We start from the raw sequence: 18,144 nt of genomic DNA, 5'->3' as shown, positions 1-18,144 counted from the left end.
ACCGCGATCCTAATTTTAACAGCTAATAAAACACTCGAAACAACAGATGGCATTTAATAAGATTACAAACGACCTATTAGATCAGATAAAAACAATTATTGGTGTATCAAATGTATTTACAGATGAGGAATCGCTAAATACGTATAGTCATGATGAGACAGAAGATCTTAGGTATTATCCGGAGATCGTAGTTAAGCCAACCGATGCAAATTCAGTTTCAGCTTTACTAAAGCTATGCAATGAGCATCATGTGCCTGTTACACCACGTGGGGGTGGTACAGGACTTAGTGGTGCCGCATTACCCATACACGGAGGGGTGCTGTTATCAATGGAAAAGTTTAAAGCCATAATTGAAATAGATACGGAAAACCTGCAGGCAACTGTTGAGCCAGGCGTTATTACTGAAGACTTTATAAATGCTGTAGGCGAACATGGCTTGCTGTATCCTGTAGATCCATCAAGCAAGGGATCTTGTTTTATAGGTGGAAATGTGGCCCACGGTTCTGGTGGCCCGAGAGTTGTTAAATATGGAACAATAAGAGAGTATATTTTAAATCTTGAGGTTGTTTTGCCAACTGGCGAGATTATCTGGACGGGCGCCAATACATTAAAATATGCCTCTGGGTATAATCTTACGCAAATGATGATCGGCTCTGAAGGAACATTGGCTGTAGTTACTAAAATAGTAACAAAACTTGTTCCCAAGCCTCAACAAAGTGTTTTAATGCTTGCTTCTTTCGGCGAGAACGAAAAGGCCTGTGCGGCGGTTTCGGCAATATTTAGAGCAGGGATTATCCCATCTGCGTTAGAGTTCATGGAAAGGAAAGGAGTGGAGTGGGTGATTAAATTTGATGACATTAAATTCGAGCTAAAAGACGATGTAAATGCCTTCCTTTTAATTGAATTTGACGGCGATGATATGGATTCAATTTTTAAAGATTGCGAAAAGGTAAATCTTGTTCTTGAACAATTTGAATGCAGCGATGTGCTCTTTGCAGATACAGCTCAACAAAAAGAAGATCTATGGCGTATGCGCCGTACTATGGCAGAATCTGTTAAATCTAATTCCGTTTATAAGGAGGAGGATACCGTTGTACCTAGGGCTGCTTTACCAAGATTGATAAATGGTATAAAAGAAATAGGATCCAGGTATGGATTTGAAAGTGTTTGTTATGGCCACGCAGGCGATGGAAACCTCCATATCAATATCATTAAAGCAGGCATGAGTGATGAGGATTGGAAAAACAAACTCAAAGACGGTATCGTAGAGATATTCGAATTAACAAGCGCGCTTGGGGGTACAATTTCCGGAGAACACGGTATTGGACTGGTTCAAAAAGAATTTATGCCTATCAAGTACAGCGAAGTTAATCTTAATCTGATGCGAGGAATAAAAAGTGTATTTGATCCTAACGGCATCCTTAATCCTGGTAAGATATTTTAAGAATATAAGCAGCTCGGTTAATTACTATCRAGCTGCTNWAWAWTCWTMAWMKYSWWKWTYKSWWSRKCNWSGWRTMGSTACCGAGGTTTTGGCGCGATAATCAAAGGCTACGCATACCGTTTTCCCTTTACTGCAGACTACTTCCTCACCATTTTTTATTTTGATCAATAGGTATTCCAGATCAAAGCTACTCTTTCCAATTCTGGAGGTACGTACATACATGCTGATTTTATCATCCGGAAAAATCGGGATAATGTATTCCAGTGAGGCATGTGCAATGACCACACCTGTTTTTTCCCAGTCCCATTGTACTGCTTGCTTCCAGTATTTCGCCCGGGCAATTTCCATAAAGGTAAAGTAGGTTGCGTTATTTACATGCCCCATCATATCAAAATCAGCAAAACGTGTTTCTATAGTCGTTTTATACTTAAAACTGTCTATTTGATTCACTATTTCTGCCGTTTTGTCTTGCTTAGTTGTTTTGTTGCGCCAAAATGTCTTTAAAATCATAAAAAAATGGGTTGGTATGGGACTTGATTAAAGGGTTAATATAAAATTTAAATTAAAAAATAGGAGACATAAACGATGACACTAGTAAAATTCAACAACAGAACCAGGAACACCGCACCTTACTTTAACAATGTATTTGACTCTTTGTTTAGTGAAGCCATAAATAAAAACTTAACTATTAACAAAGTTCCGGGAGTAAACATTTTAGAAACCGAAACTGAATACAAAATTGAAATTGCCGCTCCGGGTTTAACTAAAGAAGATTTTCAAATTAACTTAAAAAAAGACACACTTTCTGTTTGGGCTGAGAAAAAAGTGAGCGAAACAGAAGAGAAAAAAGATTACACACGCAGAGAGTTTGATTACTTCTCATTTGCAAGGTCATTTGTTTTGCCTGAAAGTGTAAACGCAGATAATATTACTGCTGAATATGTTAACGGGATTTTAAACATCACGATCGGAAAAGATGAAGTAAAATCTCAAAATAAAGAAATTAAAGTTTCATAATTAGGTTAGAGTTTGGTTTTTTAGGTAGATAAGGGTGCGCCGGAGGGTGCACCCTTTCTTTTTGCGATGCGTTTATCGTTTAAATATTTCCTTATGGGAATATCATAAATTACCATGACCAGGTATGCCAGCGCGGTAAGTATAATTAGCCCCGCGATAATTATCAACGCTAGTTGCGTAGAGTCCACTTTACGACTGGTGTAATAATTACCGAACATCCACAATACGGCATAATGTGTCATATACAAAGGGTAAGAAATCTTTCCCGAAAAGACGCAAAACTTTTTCAAGCTAGGTGCCAATATAGCCCCTGCACCTAATGCGATCAGCAATGGGAAGTAAAATAGCACAATGAAAGGTTCGGATAACCAATTCCATTTAGAGGATGGCATTAAAAAGGCCAGGAACAACAATATAGCCAGGCCTATAAATCCCAGTCGGTTTTTGAGGATCCAGTTGGAACGGTAAATAAGTAATCCTGCTAAAAAAGAATATGATATCCGGGCAGCCCCGTCCCAAAAGGTTGGCCCGCTCCAACCGCCCAATAAATTTCCTGAACGATAACTTACCAGACAAAGGGCTGCCGCTGCAAGTATGGTTAACAGGAGCAGGTAACTGCGTTTGATGTTATAGAGTACAAATGCGTAAACAATATTAGCAATGTATTCCCAGAATAAAGACCATGATGGTGCATTAAAGCTGAACAGGTTAAATCCACGATCTTCTATTATAGGCAATGGAATAAGTAGCAACGAACATAAAAATGTAAGGATGATCTTACCGGTGCTGTATAATTCTGGATGGCCTCCAAATGGATCGAACAAAAATGCCAGCAACCCTAATATTGATCCGGCAATAACCAGCGGATGCAACCTAATTATCCTTGATTTAAAAAACTCAAGAACACCCATTTTTCCTATACGATCATCGTAGGCATATCCTATTACAAATCCCGAAAGGCAGAAGAAGAAATCGACAGCTAAAAAGCCGTGCCCAATAAAGTTCTGGCCAGGATCGGTGTATGCCCACTCCATAAAATGAAATATTACAACGGCCCATGCGGCAATGCCCCTTAATCCATCGAGAATTTCAAAGTGCTGTTTTGTTTGCAAAATTGTGGTGGTGGTTTTGTTTGTATCCATTTAATCTATATCCTACCAGAGTAAATTTAATGCGGCAATAGCCCCTGATTTACTGGTGCGCCAAGATAYTTWMMMTWMAYRACSCNWCYWMMKWTMYYAKSWGCCCGACAGGCTAATACTTCAGGACCAAAGGTGTATCGATTTGCCACAAATGGTTACGGATAAGCTGTTAAAGAATAGCCAGGCTCTCTGGAAGACCGCTAAAGAACAAGTAAGTAAGTAGTTTTACATTCTTACCCGTTTCCATCAATCTGCAGACGAGCTTATGTAACACCACTAGTTGTTTTTGCGCCCTGATGAGTAGTGTTGAGTTTGCGTCATCTGGCCGGACTGAGCATAAGATCAATTCCAGATATTGGGAAACACTCGCCAGGGTAGTCCTAAATTCCTTGCTGGCAAGGCGGGGGAATTCATTCTCGTTTTCACTGAGTTCTCTTACCTGCTCAAGTAATTTGAGCAACTGAATCTCCGCCTCCCTTTGTTTAGTTGTATCGATTACGGTATTAACAGCTCCACACAGCTGGCCCTGGTCGTCAAATAGCAGAAACGGATGCTCAATTACATTTTTTCTGGAACCATCAGGACGCTCAAGGATTATTTCTATCCCGCTAGCGCACGAACCTTCGCTCAGTACTACCGCCATTGGACAACTATCAAGTGCCATGTGTTCGCCATTTGTATAGAAAACCTTCCGCGATCCACACCAGAGATCCTTGTTAAGTTCAGGTTTCCTACCCCAAAGTATCGCTGCAGCCTGATTATAGGAGGTAATGGATCCGGAAGTGTCGCAGGTATATACTGCAACCGGCAGCCCGTCAAAAAGTTCAACTGCAAGCGGGCCGGACCCGAATATGGTCTTGGATTCTGTGCTCGAAAGCTCCGTGTGCGTGGCGTTTGTTCTCATAATTAAATTTAACTTTTACAAAATTAATTACCAACTATTCCGGCATTCGTCACTCGATAATTACAAAGTGACCTGCATAATTTCTCACATATTGCCGATTTCCACTATCCCTTTCAGAATTAAGGGGCAACGGTTTCGATTTCCGGACCATCCTCTTCATTTTGATCTTCGTCAGGCTCAGAATTTCCGGAATCGACCTGTTCATTATCCTCGTAATCAGGTTTATCTTTCTGTTGAGCATCTTCCGGTTCTTCTTTTTGATCAGTTTGAGTGCTGCTCTTAATATCCACGGAGGTGACTTTGCTGTCATTAGGAGCGCCTTCCTTTTCTGTGTCGGGTGTTACTGTTTCAATTTGTGCCCCTGCGTCCTCTGTTGGTTTAGGGTGTATGTTCTCATGATGATCGTTATCTGTATTGTTGCTCGAATTTTCCATTTTTTTCCTTTTTAATACAAGATTAACAATTGCAACCTTCACATGTTTGCTTGCTTTCAATAAAAGCTTTTGATCACAAGATTAAATGTTTACCATAGGCCTCGGTATTTCGCTGGCAAGATCTACTTAATTTAAATTCGTAAATTGGCAACAGTATGCAAGAACACAGCGCCAAAGAACATTACAATAGCCTTTTGAGGCACATCGAACGCCGGATCAGTCTTGATAGCCAGGAGAAGGATTATATTTGCTCTGTCTTTAAGCTGCGTAAGTTACTGCCCAAACAATACCTGCTTGTACAAGGAGATCTATGCCGTTATGAGAGTTTTGTTTGTGAGGGCTTTCTTCGCTCTTTTTATGTAGACAGTAGGGGCGACGAACATACCTTGCATTTTGCTCTGGAAGACTGGTGGATATCGGATTTAAGCAGCTTTTTAAAGCAACAGCCGGCAAGCCGGAACATCATTACCCTTGAGGGGTCTGTGCTGCTGCAAATAGACCTGGAGAGCCGGGAGAAATTGATGGAGAACATACCAAAAATGGAACGTTTCTGGCGAATACTAAATGAAAGTTCCAGTATGGCGCAAGACCAGCGTTTGCTTAATTCCATCAGCATGTCGGGCAAAGAACGATACCTCGCGCTATTGGATCTTTATCCGCATATCGAACAACGGCTGCCTCAAAAGCATATAGCTTCATTTCTGGGAGTCACACCTGTATTTCTGAGCCAGATTAGGAAGGAGATTGCTAAAAAATAAAGAAACGGAGACAATGTCTCCGTTCGTTTACCTGCTTATTTCCAGACTGCTGCATTATCAGCAACTGCGATTGCTTCTATTTCAATAAGGGCGTCTTGGGAAAAGAGTGAAGAGACTTCCATAATTGTATCAGCCGGGTATGGCTCACAGAAGTATCTGCCACGGAGCGTTACTACCTTTTCAAAATTTGCCATGTCACGTAGCAGTATGGTTACCTTGACAACGTTCTTAAAACTTGAGCCGCCGGCCGAGAGGACCTTTTCAAGGTTCTCAAAGGCTTTCTTTGCCTGCGCATCAAAGTCGCCCAAACCGATCAGCTTACCCTCATCATCAATAGCTGTCTGGCCCGAAATAAATAGTAAGTCTCCCACACGATGTCCCTGAGCCAGGCGGAAAGGAGCATAGGTGTCTGGTGTAATTTTAATTTGTGAAATTTCCATTTTCTTCTGTTTTGTTACTCATCATTCTATTGTTTTAATTACCAATAAAGATAGTTTTGCTAAAACCGTTCGCCATTATACTATTTTAATAAATGGCATTAAACTATTTTAATTTTCTATGGTTGAGAAGGTGTGATATGCTTAACTTTATTGAATATGACACGACAAAAAAGCAGACTGATTCTCTTTCTTCCAGCCTTAATTTTAATAATGAATGAATTGATCCGGACTTTTTTAAGGCCAATATATGGACGAAGAGAATATGGATTACTTAACGAAATATTAGGATGGCTACCTAATTTTCTTGCACCGTTAGCTTTTATGTCAATGGCAATAGTAATAATTATTCTAGTGGAAGGCTCATCTGGGAAACTCGTTTCAAAGAAATCCAAACTGTTATTGATATTTGCATTTGCCATTATCGGTTTAACAGGATTTCTTGTACATGAAATAACACAAAAAGGAACCGGCCTTACATTCGATGTAAATGATATTTACGCAACAATAGCAGGAGTATTTGTGGGAGCTTATTTGTTCTATCTTATTCTTTTAAAAAATAAATATAAACCAGCTCCTCAGCCATTACAATAGATTTGTTCCCTGTCATATTAGTATCTAATAAAGTAGCAACTTAGCCATTTATCGGGATCCTTTTGATAAAAAACAGGTGCTGAAATGTTGATAGCAACAAACTATTTGGTAGAGTTATTGCACTGCATAATTAAATCTAAATTTTCATTATGCTATTATCCATCGATTGGTCCGGATTTCTCATTGGCGAAGAGAACTGGGAATTCATGATTGAGATATCCATCCGAACACTCGTGATGTATTTTATCATCCTTTTCGGATTGAGATTATTGGGCAAACGTGGTGTAAGACAGCTTTCAGTTTTTGAATTGGTAGTAATTATAAGTTTGGGCTCTGCTGCCGGCGATCCGATGTTTTACAAGGAGATTGGCTTATTAGTACCGGTAATCATTTTTGCTGTAATTGTTGGAGCCTACAGACTGACCACCTATTTAATGGCAAAAAGTAAAAAACTCGATGACCTGATAGAAGGAAAATGTGTTCACTTAATTAAGAATGGTGAGTTCTCAATTGAAGAATTCGGTAAAGAAGGGCTTGCTTACGACGAGTTTTTTTCAGAATTAAGGCAGCAAAGCATTTCTCATTTGGGACAAGTTGAAACAGCTATATTAGAAACCTCAGGCAATATTAGCATCTATTATTATCCAGACGAAGAGGTAAAATACGGACTACCAATACTGCCTGTATTATTTGAACAAAATACAGTTAAAATACAAAAGGCCGGAAAGTATGCCTGCTCATACTGCGGTAACGTAGAACAACTTTCTGTGACTTCAATGCATCAATGTAAAAAATGCCAGCGCAAACAATGGGTGAAAGCCATTAACAGCCGAAGGATAAAATAAGGAGATATGGAACCGAAAGATAARMWMGRMWGNGCGTTTCAGTCTCCATGAGATTATTTACGAATCTAATACACCAGCCGGGAAGGCCTTTGATGTCGGTTTGTTAATCGCCATTTTTACGAGTATAATTGTGGTTATGCTCGATAGTGTAGCACACATCCACAAACAGTACGGAACGTTATTTAATCGTATAGAATGGGTATTTTGCGCGCTGTTTACCATTGAGTACATTTTGCGTCTGATCAGTATAAGGCGGCCTGTAAAATACGTATTCAGCCTGCTGGGTATCATAGATTTGATCGCGCTTTTACCTTCTTATTTAAGTATTTTCTTTATTGGCGCCCAGTCATTATTGGTGTTCAGAGCCTTACGACTCCTGAGGGTATTCAGGATATTTAAGCTCGGGCATTTTTTAACAGAAATCAACTTCCTTACTCAAGCGCTCAAAGATAGTATCCGAAAAATCAGTATATTTTTACTAACTGTACTTACACTTACCGTAATTCTAGGCTCCATCATGTATCTGGTCGAAAAACGTGAAAACGGATTTTCGAATATCCCTGAAAGTATTTACTGGGCTATAGTAACGATAACAACAGTAGGCTACGGGGATATTTCACCAGTTACGCCAATGGGAAAATTCGTTGCTTCCATAGTAATGCTTACCGGTTACGCTATAATTGCAGTACCCACAGGTATAATTACCCATGATCTTGCGTTGGCATCAAGAAAGAAAAAGCACAAATATGAATCCTGCCCCAACTGCAGTAAAGAGGGGCATGACAGTGACGCGCTATTCTGTAAATACTGTGGTTCCTCTTTATATAAATAGCTTTGCTTAGACCTGTGAATATGATGCGGGTACCAAGAAGGTATTGCTAATTTTGGAAATAGTATCTGCATACTGCGGATCCGACACTAATTTTTTCCATTCCGGGTCAGCTACAAAAGCAGCCCATCCTTTGTCGCGTTCTTCCATGCTGTTGCATGTGATCATATAAGTGAGACGAGGTAACTTATCACCGGCAATCACTTCCCCACAAAATACAGGATTCAATTTTGCCCTGTTGAAAATAGGGAACTCTCCCTCATTGAACATTTTAATTTTTCTTCTGACTGCATCTTCACTATAGCCTTCATAAGTTCTCAATTCAAATATCCGGGATGTACCTTTTGGGATAACTATTGTAGGAAAACCATCAAAAGCAATCATCAAAGAAGAGGTAAAACGGTTATATAAGGCTTTATCTGCCGGTATGTTGCTATAAGCTGCGCTATTTTTAATGTAATCTGCATCCGCTTTTACTTTTGCATCTACTGATAGGTAGTTCTCAACAGAAGAATAGGGCGTCAGTAAATAAAACTTAGCAGGCTCTGATTTAGTCCATTCCTTAAACACACCAACTGCTTTTACGCCATATTTATTTAATGCAGGAATAAGAGCCGTCTTAAAATAGTTTTCCAGTTGCAACTGGTCCGCGCCGAAGCACATCTCATATTCGCGCCATTGGTATACTTCCTTTTGTGTCGAATATTGATCAGCTGCCATTGCAGGCGTGGTGCTTACTGCGATACCTGCAGCAACTGTGAGTGATGACTGGAGAAATTTCCTGCGTTGCATAATGATTATGGTTTTAGGTTACACTAGTTTCAAATCTAAAGATAATGCCACATCACTGATAATCAAATAGCAGTTTTCCGGAATTTTGATATAATTTAAATCTATTCCAATCGCTGTAAGCTACTCTGAATAAACCTTTATAAGTATATTAGGGCAAGACTGTTTACAAATTTTCATTTTAAGTCACTTCTAACCTATGCGTTTTGCGTTTTTTTCTTCAATAATTTGTCTGACATTGTTACTGAGTTTGCTATCGGGATACCAATTATCCAACAAAAACATCTCAGGAAAGCATTTTACCTCCCTTTTCGACGGCAAAACTTTTAATGGTTGGGAAGGCGACACCATTAAAWCYTRGCWGATNRWKKWTGKTGNRATAAYTGGNNNNCSGATMGYWRWCWSAGKNANARTKYCWGANAAAYKATTNWMSWRRWAAMYKCAAANASKYATAGCGATTTTAAACTCCGTCTGAAATTTAAGTTAACGGGTAACCAGGGATTTGTAAATGCAGGAGTGCAATTCAGGAGTCAGAGATTAATTAATCCGCCTAATGAAATGAAAGGTTACCAGGGTGATATCGGCCCGGGTTATTGGGCTAGCCTATATGATGAATCCCGTAGAAATATAACCTTAGCCATGCCTGATTCTGCACTGATAGCAAAAGCCCTTAAACTAGGTGACTGGAACGATTTTGAGATTCTTGCCGAAGGCAACCGGATCCGCATTTATTTGAATGGCCGTCAGACGATAGATTACAACGAAACTGACCATAATATTCCCCAGTCCGGTTTTATAGGGCTTCAAATCCATGGCGGAGGTAAAGCTATTGTCTCTTATAAAGATATCCTTATTAAAAAGTTACGCCTAAAGTAGCTTTGATGTCTTGGAAGGAGCGGCTTTATGTGTATCTTATAGTGTGAAAAATCCGGAAAGGGGCAGGGAACGTATGTTTAATTTAACCATTTACATAAAAGAGAGTCTATGAGCTATGAAATATTATTTATTCAAGGTGCGGGGAATGTATCAACATCGCAGGAGCAAGTAATCATAGACGCGCTGAGGAGTAATCTTGGCGATAAGTTTACAATTACATATCCACCTATGCCGGATACTGATCATCCTGCCTTTCTGGATTGGGAAGCCGTTTTAGCAACCAGTCTCAATAGTCTGTCGGGTAAGGTTATTCTCCTCGGTCATTCTTTAGGAGGCTCTATTATATTGAAATATTTTACAAGGCAGCCAGTTCCTGAAAAAGTAATAGGAATGATTCTATTTGGCGTTCCCTATTGGAAAGATCAGAATTGGGATGTTTCTGAGTATGCAATAGAAGATGATCTGCTGGGTAAGCTCAGCACGCTCGATAATATTTATTTTTATCACTCATTAGACGATGAAGTGATCCCTAATCAACAATTTAAGTCCTACCGAAAGTTAATTCCTAGGGGACATTGGAGAGTATTGTCAGGTGTGGATCATTCCTATCACGGGGCAATTCCAGATATGATTAACGATATACAGGATTTGGCCGACGGTGCCCAGGAAAAATGATTAAGAAGGGTGCAAAATAAAAGCCTGCACAAATGAGTGTGCAGGCTAAATGCTATAATGAAAACAATTAATGACTTAGGTGTAACCCAGGATCTTAAGTACTTGTTTACTATTTTGCTCTTCTCCAAATACCTCAAAGTTGAAGGTTTCATCTCTGTTTCTACGGATAATAACATGCTTAGGACTAGGCAATAAACAGTGGTGAATACCTCCGTAACCGCTTAACACTTCCTGGTAAGCTCCGGTGTTAAAGAAACCCAGGTATTGTACTTTACGCGTTTTAGGCATAAACACACTATTCATGTGCGCTTCCTGGTTGTAATAATCCTGCCCATCGCAAGTAATGCCACCTAAATTTACCCTTTCATATTCTGCGTCCCAGTTATTCACCGGAAGTAAAATGTATTTCTGGTTCAGTGCCCAAACATCAGGGAGATTGGTAATGAACGATCCATCAAGCATTAACCACTTTTCTCTATCGTTTTGTTGTTTACGACCTAATACTTTGTACAAAATACCTGAAGCCTCTGCAACAGTATACTTTCCAAATTCGGTAATAATATCTGGTTCAACAACATCATGCTCAGCACAAATCTCTTTAATCCTTTTTACAATCTCATTTACCATGTATTCATAATCGAAATCGAATACCAATGAGTCTTTAAATGGCATACCACCACCAATATCTAAGGTATCCAGTTCCGGATTAATTTTTTTGAACTTACAGTAAAGGGTAACGTATTTCTCTAATTCGTTCCAGTAATAAGGAGAATCAGTAATACCTGAATTGATAAAGAAGTGTAATAGTTTTACTCTGAAATTTGGATTAGCAGAGATTTTATTGTTATAAAACTCGATTACATCTTCTAGCCGAACACCTAATCTCGAAGTATAGAATTGCGAATCCGGTTGTTCCTCAGCCGCAATCCGGATACCAAGGTTACAAGGTGTATCCAGTTCAACCTCATCATCAAAAAGATTAAATTCCTCTTTATTATCTAAAACGGGGATGATGTTCTTATACCCATCATGCAACATATCGATAATATATTGCTTGTATTGATACGTTTTAAAACCGTTGCATATTACGGTTATGTCTTTTGTTAAAGCGCCTTTTTTCTCTAATGCCTCAATCATTGGCATATCAAAAGCAGATGAAGTTTCCAAGTGAATGCCATTTTTAAGTGCTTCTTCTACAATGTGACGGAAGTGAGAACTTTTTGTACAATAACAATACTTATAATCTCCGCGATAGTTGTTCTTGATGATAGCCGTTTGGAACAACAACTTGGCTTGCTGGATCTTTTTACTAATCAAAGGGAGGTAAGTAAAACGCAATGGTGTACCATAGGTTTCAATCATTTCCATTAGATTTAGATCTTGAAAATATAATTCGTCGTCTATAACGCTGAAACCTTCCTGAGGAAAACCAACACTTAGATCAAGAAATTCGGAGTAACTCTGCATTTTTTATATTTTTGAACTATTATTTATAGGGTTTGGCAAATTAAAATGAGTTAATTTTGTTGCCAAAGATAAACACTTTATAAAATACACCCGTATTTTTTTTATGACTAAGACTTTAAAAATTATTGAAGTAAAATCAGAGATCGGCGCCGGTACACGGGGAGCGAGTTTGGGAGTGGATGCAATTAAGATTGCAGCGCTGGACTTTGGCAGTCGTTTCTTTAAAAAACATAAAACTGTAGAGGTTCCAAATGAGAACCATTTACTGCTTGAAACTACAGGTAGCCCATTTGCGAAACGTATCTCTGGCATTTTGACCATGGTAGAACGGGTAAGCGATGAGGTAAATGCTACGCTAAATAAAAACGAGTTTCCTATAGTACTTGCGGGTGATCATAGCACAGCTGCAGGTACAATTGCTGGTATAAAAGCTGCTTTTCCAAAATCTAAACTAGGGGTAATTTGGATTGATGCCCATGCTGATATTCATTCGCCTTATACTACGCCTTCCGGAAACATGCATGGAATGCCCCTTGCCATGGCTCTTGATGAAGACAATACGGAGTCGAAAGTTAACACGCTTGATCAGGAAACTATTAATTACTGGTATCAGCTTAAGAATGTAGGTAATATTGCTCCGAAAATTAATTATCGCGATTTGGTATTGATTTCTGCAAGGGATATGGAGAGACCTGAGGAATACTTGCTTAAAAAAAATAAAGTCAAAATATTTACTACAGCTGAGTTAAGAAAAAGAGGAGTAGAGCGGATTGTTATTGAAACACTTAAGTATCTGGATCATTGCGATATGATTTACGTTTCCTTTGATGTAGACTCACTTGATCCTACAGCATCCAGGGGAACAGGAACTCCCGTTGCACAGGGATTAACAGAACGGGAAGCGGGTAATTTAATGTCGAGACTGATTACTAACCAAAAGGTTTGCTGCTTCGAGATTGTAGAGGTAAATCCAACATTAGATAAGGAAAATCAAATGGCTGAACATGCTTTTGAGATCTTGATTAAAGCTACTAACGCCTTTAGAAACGAATAAAAACGCTCCGAAATAAGATAAGAACATGAATATTGAACAACATATAGTAACTGCAGCTATTGCAGCAGTAAAGCAATTATACGATCAGGATATTCCTGAAAATCAGATCAATCTGCAAGACACAAGAAGTGAGTTTGAAGGACAAATAACAATAGTGGTGTTTCCTGTGGTTAGGTTTTCTAAAAAGTCACCAGAGGCAACAGCGAATGAGCTGGGTGAATATTTAGTAGCAAACGTACAAGATGTTACTGCCTTTAATGTAATTAAAGGTTTCTTGAATTTAACTATTGCTGATTCATATTGGCTAAATTTATTCAACAAGGAACTGTTAAGCCCTAAGTTCGGATCTATAAAACCTAATGGCCAGAGGGTAATGGTAGAATATTCTTCACCAAATACAAATAAACCATTACACCTAGGTCACGTAAGAAATAACCTGTTAGGTTACTCTGTAGCTGAGCTACTTAAAGCCGATGGTTATGAGGTAATCAAAGTAAACCTGGTAAACGATAGAGGTATCCATATCTGCAAATCGATGCTGGCATGGCAAAGATGGGGGAACGGCGAAACGCCTGAAAGTTCTTTCTTAAAAGGAGATCACCTTGTGGGTAAATATTACGTGATTTTTGACAAGGAATACAAGAAAGAAATAGAGACATTAAAAACTGAGGGGCAAACTGAAGAAGAAGCTAAAAAGAATGCTCCACTAATTATTGAGGCTCAAAAAATGCTTCAGGATTGGGAAGCTGGTGATGCGGAAGTTATTGATCTTTGGAAAAAGATGAACGGATGGGTCTACGAAGGCTTTGACGTAACCTACAAGAATCTGGGTGTTGATTTTGATAAATATTATTACGAGAGCAATACTTATTTATTAGGTAAAGATACTGTCGATGAAGGACTTGAGAAAGGTGTTTTCTTTAAAAAGCCTGATGGTTCTGTATGGATTGATTTAACTGCTGATGGTTTAGATCAGAAGCTGGTGTTGCGTGCTGATGGAACTTCCGTTTACATTACCCAGGATTTGGGCACAGCTCAAATGAAATATGATGATTTCAAAATGGACCAGTCCATCTACGTGGTTGGTAATGAACAGGATTACCATTTCAAGGTGTTGTTTTTGATTCTTGAAAAATTAGGAAAATCATGGGCTAAAGGCTTACATCACTTATCGTATGGGATGGTTGATTTACCTAGCGGTAAAATGAAATCGAGAGAAGGAACTGTGGTTGATGCTGATGACCTGATTGCTGAAATGGTGGCGACAGCAAAGCAAAAGACTGAGGTATTAGGTAAGGTGAACAATTTTTCTGAGGAAGAAAAAGAAGCTTTATATAACCAAATAGGGTTAGGCGCATTGAAGTATTTTCTTTTAAAAGTGGAGCCTAAAAAACGCTTGTTGTTTGATCCATCTGAATCTATCGATTTTCAAGGGAACACAGGTCCATTTATCCAATACACTCATGCACGTATAAAATCCTTGCTGAGCAAGGGGGGGCACTCTACAGAAGTTAATGCTCCAGAGGTTGGAATAACTGCTACAGAATTGGAGATGATTATGTTATTAGCTAAATACCCATCTGAAATCTCAGCGGCTGCTAAGGCTTATAGTCCGGCTACTTTAGCGAATTACCTTTATGAGGTTGCAAAGATGTTCAATAAGTTCTACCATGAAGTTCCGCCGATTGTAAAAGAGGAAGACAGCGCTGTTAAGCAACACCGCCTGAATTTAAGTTCTGTTACTGCCAGCATCCTTAAAGCAGGAATGAATATACTGGGCATTACCGTGCCAGAAAGAATGTAAAGGTTGATTTTCAACATAACACACTCAGTACTGATTTAGTAATGAGTGTGTTATGTTAAAAATTGGCTGCAAAGCTGTCTATATAGTCTGCACGTTTAATCATCCAGGCGCTCATCTTCTGGTAGTCTGTGGTAAAGTCTCCACTGCCAGTTCCCCATTTGGCAAAATCTCGCTTCTGAGAAGCCTTAATGGTAGTTGCATATTTATTTAGATAGGCCATCAGTTCTGGCATTTTTACTGATTTAAAGRCAATCCAKTNNNWKWRCTTAAANNCANGYGKTBTCAYWTWCGKATYGYTTANYRGTCRSYTSWAMRRSAMKRWKMYWAYYGRWGWAGRGYWCCMTANNWKMGMANTTGNNWCSTATTTCTCAAMGTGTGTACCTGTCCCTTCAAATCCAAAAGCCCAGTCAAAGTCCCATAAAGGTCCGAAGCTGTACTTTCCATCTTTCGGTTTATATATATAAAGACTTTTTGGATGGTTGAGCTCTTCATTATCTGTCAAGTTACAGACGATAAACAAATTGACAAGTGAATTGATATCTATGTAGTCGGTATAATTATTACCTGGAAATGTTGAAGAAGCGATTGCATTCTCCATGACTTGAAATTCATTTTTTAGCGCCAAAACTCCGGCCTCAGAACTGAGTTCAGGATATTTGATCATTACCGGCAGGTTATAATTGGTTGATTTGAATTTCCACGGCTCATCATAATAGGTGTCAAGTTCTAATAGGGTGCCACCATCTTCAATATTTACGCGGTTTTTTGCAACGGCTACCTGCTCTGTAAATACATAGCTTCCCATATACGTATTGTTTATGGTCAGCTCTACGGGAATAATATTATTGGTGTAAGGCATCTCTAGTAACTGTCCCGTTTTCATTGCCACTGCATTGAACATCAGGGTCGGATCCAGGTAGTTTGCCAAAAGTACCCAATCTTTTTCTTCAGCTAAACCTAGCAATGCCGCTTTCTTATCCAGCTTTAAACGATATGGTTTTTTCGGAAATCCCCATGTAGAATTCCCCCGACCTTTTATTTTGGTGGTTCCTGAATAATCCTCGAATCCGCCAAGACCCTCAATTTTTATGGTTGCTTGCAAATACTCGTCTTTGGATACAATCGGAGCATTACCAAGGGTTTCAACGTAAATATGGGGAACGGAGGCTTCCCAGTCTACTGTGATCAGGTACTCCGCTTTTGTACCGTACTTAGAGGTCAAGGTATATTTTACTGGCTGACTGAAGTCGACAATTGTTTTACCACTTTCCTGCTCTACGCCATCTATACTTACTAGAATAGCCTCAGTCGAAAATGTGGCGATTAGTCTCCTTTTTTGATACTTTAAGCCGGCACTAACCTTACTACTGACTATAGTAAAGTTAACGTCACTGGAAAGATCTGGATTGCTTGCCCTTAAAAATGAGAAAGTTTTGAGTATAAGACCGATATCGTCGACTTCCTTAATCGTCACTGTATAGGTCTTCTCAGAGCCATCTTCTGCGGTAACCAAGTATTTTACAGGCTTTGAGAAGTCCTGTACTGAAAGATTTGACTGCTGTGCGTTCCCGTTTACGCTTACACTTTTTCCCGTAATCGTAAATGTTGCTTTAAGACTGCTTACATTCAAACCCTTTGTAATGGTAAGTACAATGCTGTTGTCGCTTATTTCACTGCCAATATCTATATTAATGGCATTAGGGTTATTGATTACTTCAATTTTAAATGCCGTTATTTCCTTAGCGCCGCTAAGCGGAATATTCTTTTTTTTGCAACCTGCCGCAATACCCAGCACAAGAAAAAGTAATACGACTTTTTTGGTTAAGTGGTTCATTTGTTTAGCCCTATCAATAAAAACATTACACAATAATACTTTTATTTTTCTGTTCCAGCTTTAACCGTTATCGGTTTCTTTTTCCTGAAGCTTGCAAAACTCATCGGACTCTTGGCTGGACGTTCATCTCCCAATAATACGCCCCATTGTTTAAACATCACAGTCCGGTCGAAAATGACCTTCAGTACTGCAATGACCGGAAGCGAAAGGAACATGCCCGATACACCGGCAATGCTTCCACCAATGATTACACCTAATATGGCAAACAAAGCATTTATCTTCACTTTTGACCCTACAATTCTAGGCATCAGTATATTGTTGTCCAGAAACTGAACTACCGCAATCACAATCAGCACTGTAAGCACCGGCCAAAGTTCGGTAGAAGATGTAAGCGTTAACAGAACACCAATAATATTACCTACCAACGCACCTACATAAGGGATCAAATTCAGGATGGCAAAGATCACCCCGATAAGCAGTGCATGCTTAATTCCCACAAAAAACAGAATACCACCCAATAAGATGGTCATATAGCTGACCTGGATTAACAGGCCCACCAGGTAACTTTTGATGATTACTTCTGTTTCAAAAATAGCCTCTTTTACCTTTGGATGATGTTCTGGCTTAAACCACATAAATATAAAGCGAAGCAAAATATCTTTGTAGAACAGCATTAGGTAAATATAAATAGGTAGCAGGCCAACAAAAACGAATACAGAGCTTAAAGTAACTGCAGCCCCGCTTGCCGCCTTACCGGCCATCCCCAAAAGATCGTCACTTTTTTCGGTAATGAACTTAAGTTGCTCTGTTGTAGAGATATGACTAATGTTACTTACCCAGTTACTTAAAGACTTCAGGTGTATGTTTACATTGCTCTTGATCTGCGGAAAATCATCTACCAGAATGCCTATCTGGGAAGAGAAAAACCATACGATAAGACCGATCAGGATCACCAGCAATAAAATAGGGAGGATAATGGCCACCGCTTCAGGAAGTTTTCTTCTAATAAGAAAACGATAGATTGGCAACACGACAATGCTGATAAAGAAGGCCATAATTACCGGCATGATAATGTTGTTGCCGACTACTAAGATCGCTACTAATAAAACCAGACCCAATAATTCGATTGATCGTTTTACGGTAAGAGGCATGTCTGTCATAGGTAAAGTATTTAGATTTTTCAATGAGTAACACTGAAAGGTATGAAATGTTTGGCTAGTTTTGTAAATCTATACATATAC

Annotated in this window: 15 protein-coding genes and 4 pseudogenes; 10 read left to right on the top strand and 9 right to left on the bottom strand. The window is 39.1% G+C overall.

The features are described 5' to 3' along the window. Positions 1-46: 46 nt before the first annotated feature. Entirely contained in the window at positions 47-1,444 is a 1,398-nt protein-coding gene (locus N824_RS13475) for an FAD-binding oxidoreductase (protein ID WP_048905655.1), read from the top strand. Positions 1,445-1,468: 24 nt separating this feature from the next. Here the strand turns inward: N824_RS13475 and N824_RS13470 are convergent. Further along, positions 1,469-1,954, bottom strand: a pseudogene (locus N824_RS13470) (acyl-CoA thioesterase). Between the two features lie 75 nt (positions 1,955-2,029). Between N824_RS13470 and N824_RS13465 the strand changes: the two are divergent. Then, the gene (locus N824_RS13465) at positions 2,030-2,461 is read left to right on the top strand and encodes an Hsp20/alpha crystallin family protein (RefSeq protein ID WP_048905653.1); all 432 of its coding nucleotides are present in this window, start codon (positions 2,030-2,032) and stop codon (positions 2,459-2,461) included. A gap of 20 nt (positions 2,462-2,481) precedes the next feature. On the opposite strand, the gene N824_RS13460 is transcribed toward N824_RS13465, so the two are convergent. From N824_RS13460 to N824_RS13450, 3 genes are all read right to left on the bottom strand, one after another. Next, entirely contained in the window at positions 2,482-3,603 is a 1,122-nt protein-coding gene (locus N824_RS13460; RefSeq protein WP_048905652.1) for an acyltransferase, read from the bottom strand. Between the two features lie 169 nt (positions 3,604-3,772). Further along, positions 3,773-4,267 carry a hypothetical protein gene (locus N824_RS13455; protein ID WP_161662315.1) on the bottom strand — a complete coding sequence of 165 codons (495 nt, stop codon included), beginning with the start codon at positions 4,265-4,267 and terminating at the stop codon, positions 3,773-3,775. Positions 4,268-4,626: 359 nt separating this feature from the next. Continuing rightward, complete coding sequence (locus tag N824_RS13450) at positions 4,627-4,941, bottom strand: hypothetical protein (RefSeq protein ID WP_152542260.1); 315 nt, start codon at positions 4,939-4,941, stop codon at positions 4,627-4,629. A gap of 155 nt (positions 4,942-5,096) precedes the next feature. On the opposite strand from N824_RS13450, the gene N824_RS13445 reads away from it, so the two are divergent. Further along, the gene (locus tag N824_RS13445; protein WP_048905649.1) at positions 5,097-5,699 is read left to right on the top strand and encodes a Crp/Fnr family transcriptional regulator; all 603 of its coding nucleotides are present in this window, start codon (positions 5,097-5,099) and stop codon (positions 5,697-5,699) included. Positions 5,700-5,734: 35 nt separating this feature from the next. On the opposite strand, the gene N824_RS13440 is transcribed toward N824_RS13445, so the two are convergent. After that, positions 5,735-6,139, bottom strand: coding sequence for a RidA family protein (locus N824_RS13440; RefSeq protein WP_048905648.1), 405 nt, complete (start codon positions 6,137-6,139; stop codon positions 5,735-5,737). Between the two features lie 156 nt (positions 6,140-6,295). Between N824_RS13440 and N824_RS13435 the strand changes: the two genes are divergently transcribed. The 3 genes and pseudogenes from N824_RS13435 to N824_RS13425 all read left to right on the top strand — a co-directional run bounded on the left by N824_RS13435 (position 6,296) and on the right by N824_RS13425 (position 8,407). After that, positions 6,296-6,730, top strand: coding sequence for a hypothetical protein (locus N824_RS13435; RefSeq protein WP_048905647.1), 435 nt, complete (start codon positions 6,296-6,298; stop codon positions 6,728-6,730). Positions 6,731-6,879: 149 nt separating this feature from the next. After that, positions 6,880-7,575 (top strand): DUF421 domain-containing protein, encoded by a 696-nt coding sequence (locus N824_RS13430; protein ID WP_048905646.1) that lies wholly within the window; start codon positions 6,880-6,882, stop codon positions 7,573-7,575. A 4-nt stretch (positions 7,576-7,579) separates the two neighbouring features. Next, a pseudogene (locus tag N824_RS13425) lies at positions 7,580-8,407 on the top strand (ion transporter). 6 nt (positions 8,408-8,413) lie between these two features. On the opposite strand, the gene N824_RS13420 reads toward N824_RS13425, so the two are convergent. Further along, the gene (locus N824_RS13420; protein WP_048905644.1) at positions 8,414-9,196 is read right to left on the bottom strand and encodes an NIPSNAP family protein; all 783 of its coding nucleotides are present in this window, start codon (positions 9,194-9,196) and stop codon (positions 8,414-8,416) included. A gap of 423 nt (positions 9,197-9,619) precedes the next feature. Between N824_RS13420 and N824_RS38480 the strand changes: the two are divergent. Together N824_RS38480 and N824_RS38475 are read left to right on the top strand one after the other, a co-directional pair. After that, positions 9,620-10,069, top strand: a pseudogene (locus tag N824_RS38480) (DUF1080 domain-containing protein). 108 nt (positions 10,070-10,177) lie between these two features. Further along, on the top strand, positions 10,178-10,744 hold the full coding sequence (locus N824_RS38475) for an alpha/beta fold hydrolase (RefSeq protein WP_048905643.1): 567 nt from the start codon (positions 10,178-10,180) through the stop codon (positions 10,742-10,744). A gap of 75 nt (positions 10,745-10,819) precedes the next feature. Here the strand turns inward: N824_RS38475 and N824_RS38470 are convergent, their stop codons facing one another. Further along, complete coding sequence (locus N824_RS38470) at positions 10,820-12,211, bottom strand: arginine decarboxylase (RefSeq protein WP_048905642.1); 1,392 nt, start codon at positions 12,209-12,211, stop codon at positions 10,820-10,822. A 103-nt stretch (positions 12,212-12,314) separates the two neighbouring features. Between N824_RS38470 and rocF the strand changes: the two genes are divergently transcribed. Both rocF and argS read left to right on the top strand, forming a co-directional pair. Next, positions 12,315-13,265, top strand: a complete 951-nt coding sequence (rocF, locus tag N824_RS38465) for an arginase (protein WP_048905641.1) — start codon at positions 12,315-12,317, stop codon at positions 13,263-13,265. Positions 13,266-13,290: 25 nt separating this feature from the next. Then, positions 13,291-15,069, top strand: a complete 1,779-nt coding sequence (gene argS, locus N824_RS38460) for an arginine--tRNA ligase (protein WP_048905640.1) — start codon at positions 13,291-13,293, stop codon at positions 15,067-15,069. 55 nt (positions 15,070-15,124) lie between these two features. Here the strand turns inward: argS and N824_RS13390 are convergent. Both N824_RS13390 and N824_RS13385 read right to left on the bottom strand, forming a co-directional pair. Beyond that, positions 15,125-16,903, bottom strand: a pseudogene (locus tag N824_RS13390) (CotH kinase family protein). Positions 16,904-16,944: 41 nt separating this feature from the next. Beyond that, positions 16,945-18,063: an AI-2E family transporter gene (locus N824_RS13385; protein ID WP_048905638.1), complete on the bottom strand. Its 1,119-nt coding sequence runs from the start codon at positions 18,061-18,063 to the stop codon at positions 16,945-16,947. Between the last annotated feature and the right edge of the window lie 81 nt (positions 18,064-18,144).

Origin of the sequence: Pedobacter sp. V48 (assembly GCF_000523515.1) — a bacterium.
GTDB lineage: Bacteria > Bacteroidota > Bacteroidia > Sphingobacteriales > Sphingobacteriaceae > Pedobacter.
This window is presented reverse-complemented; position numbering and strand designations above follow the sequence as displayed.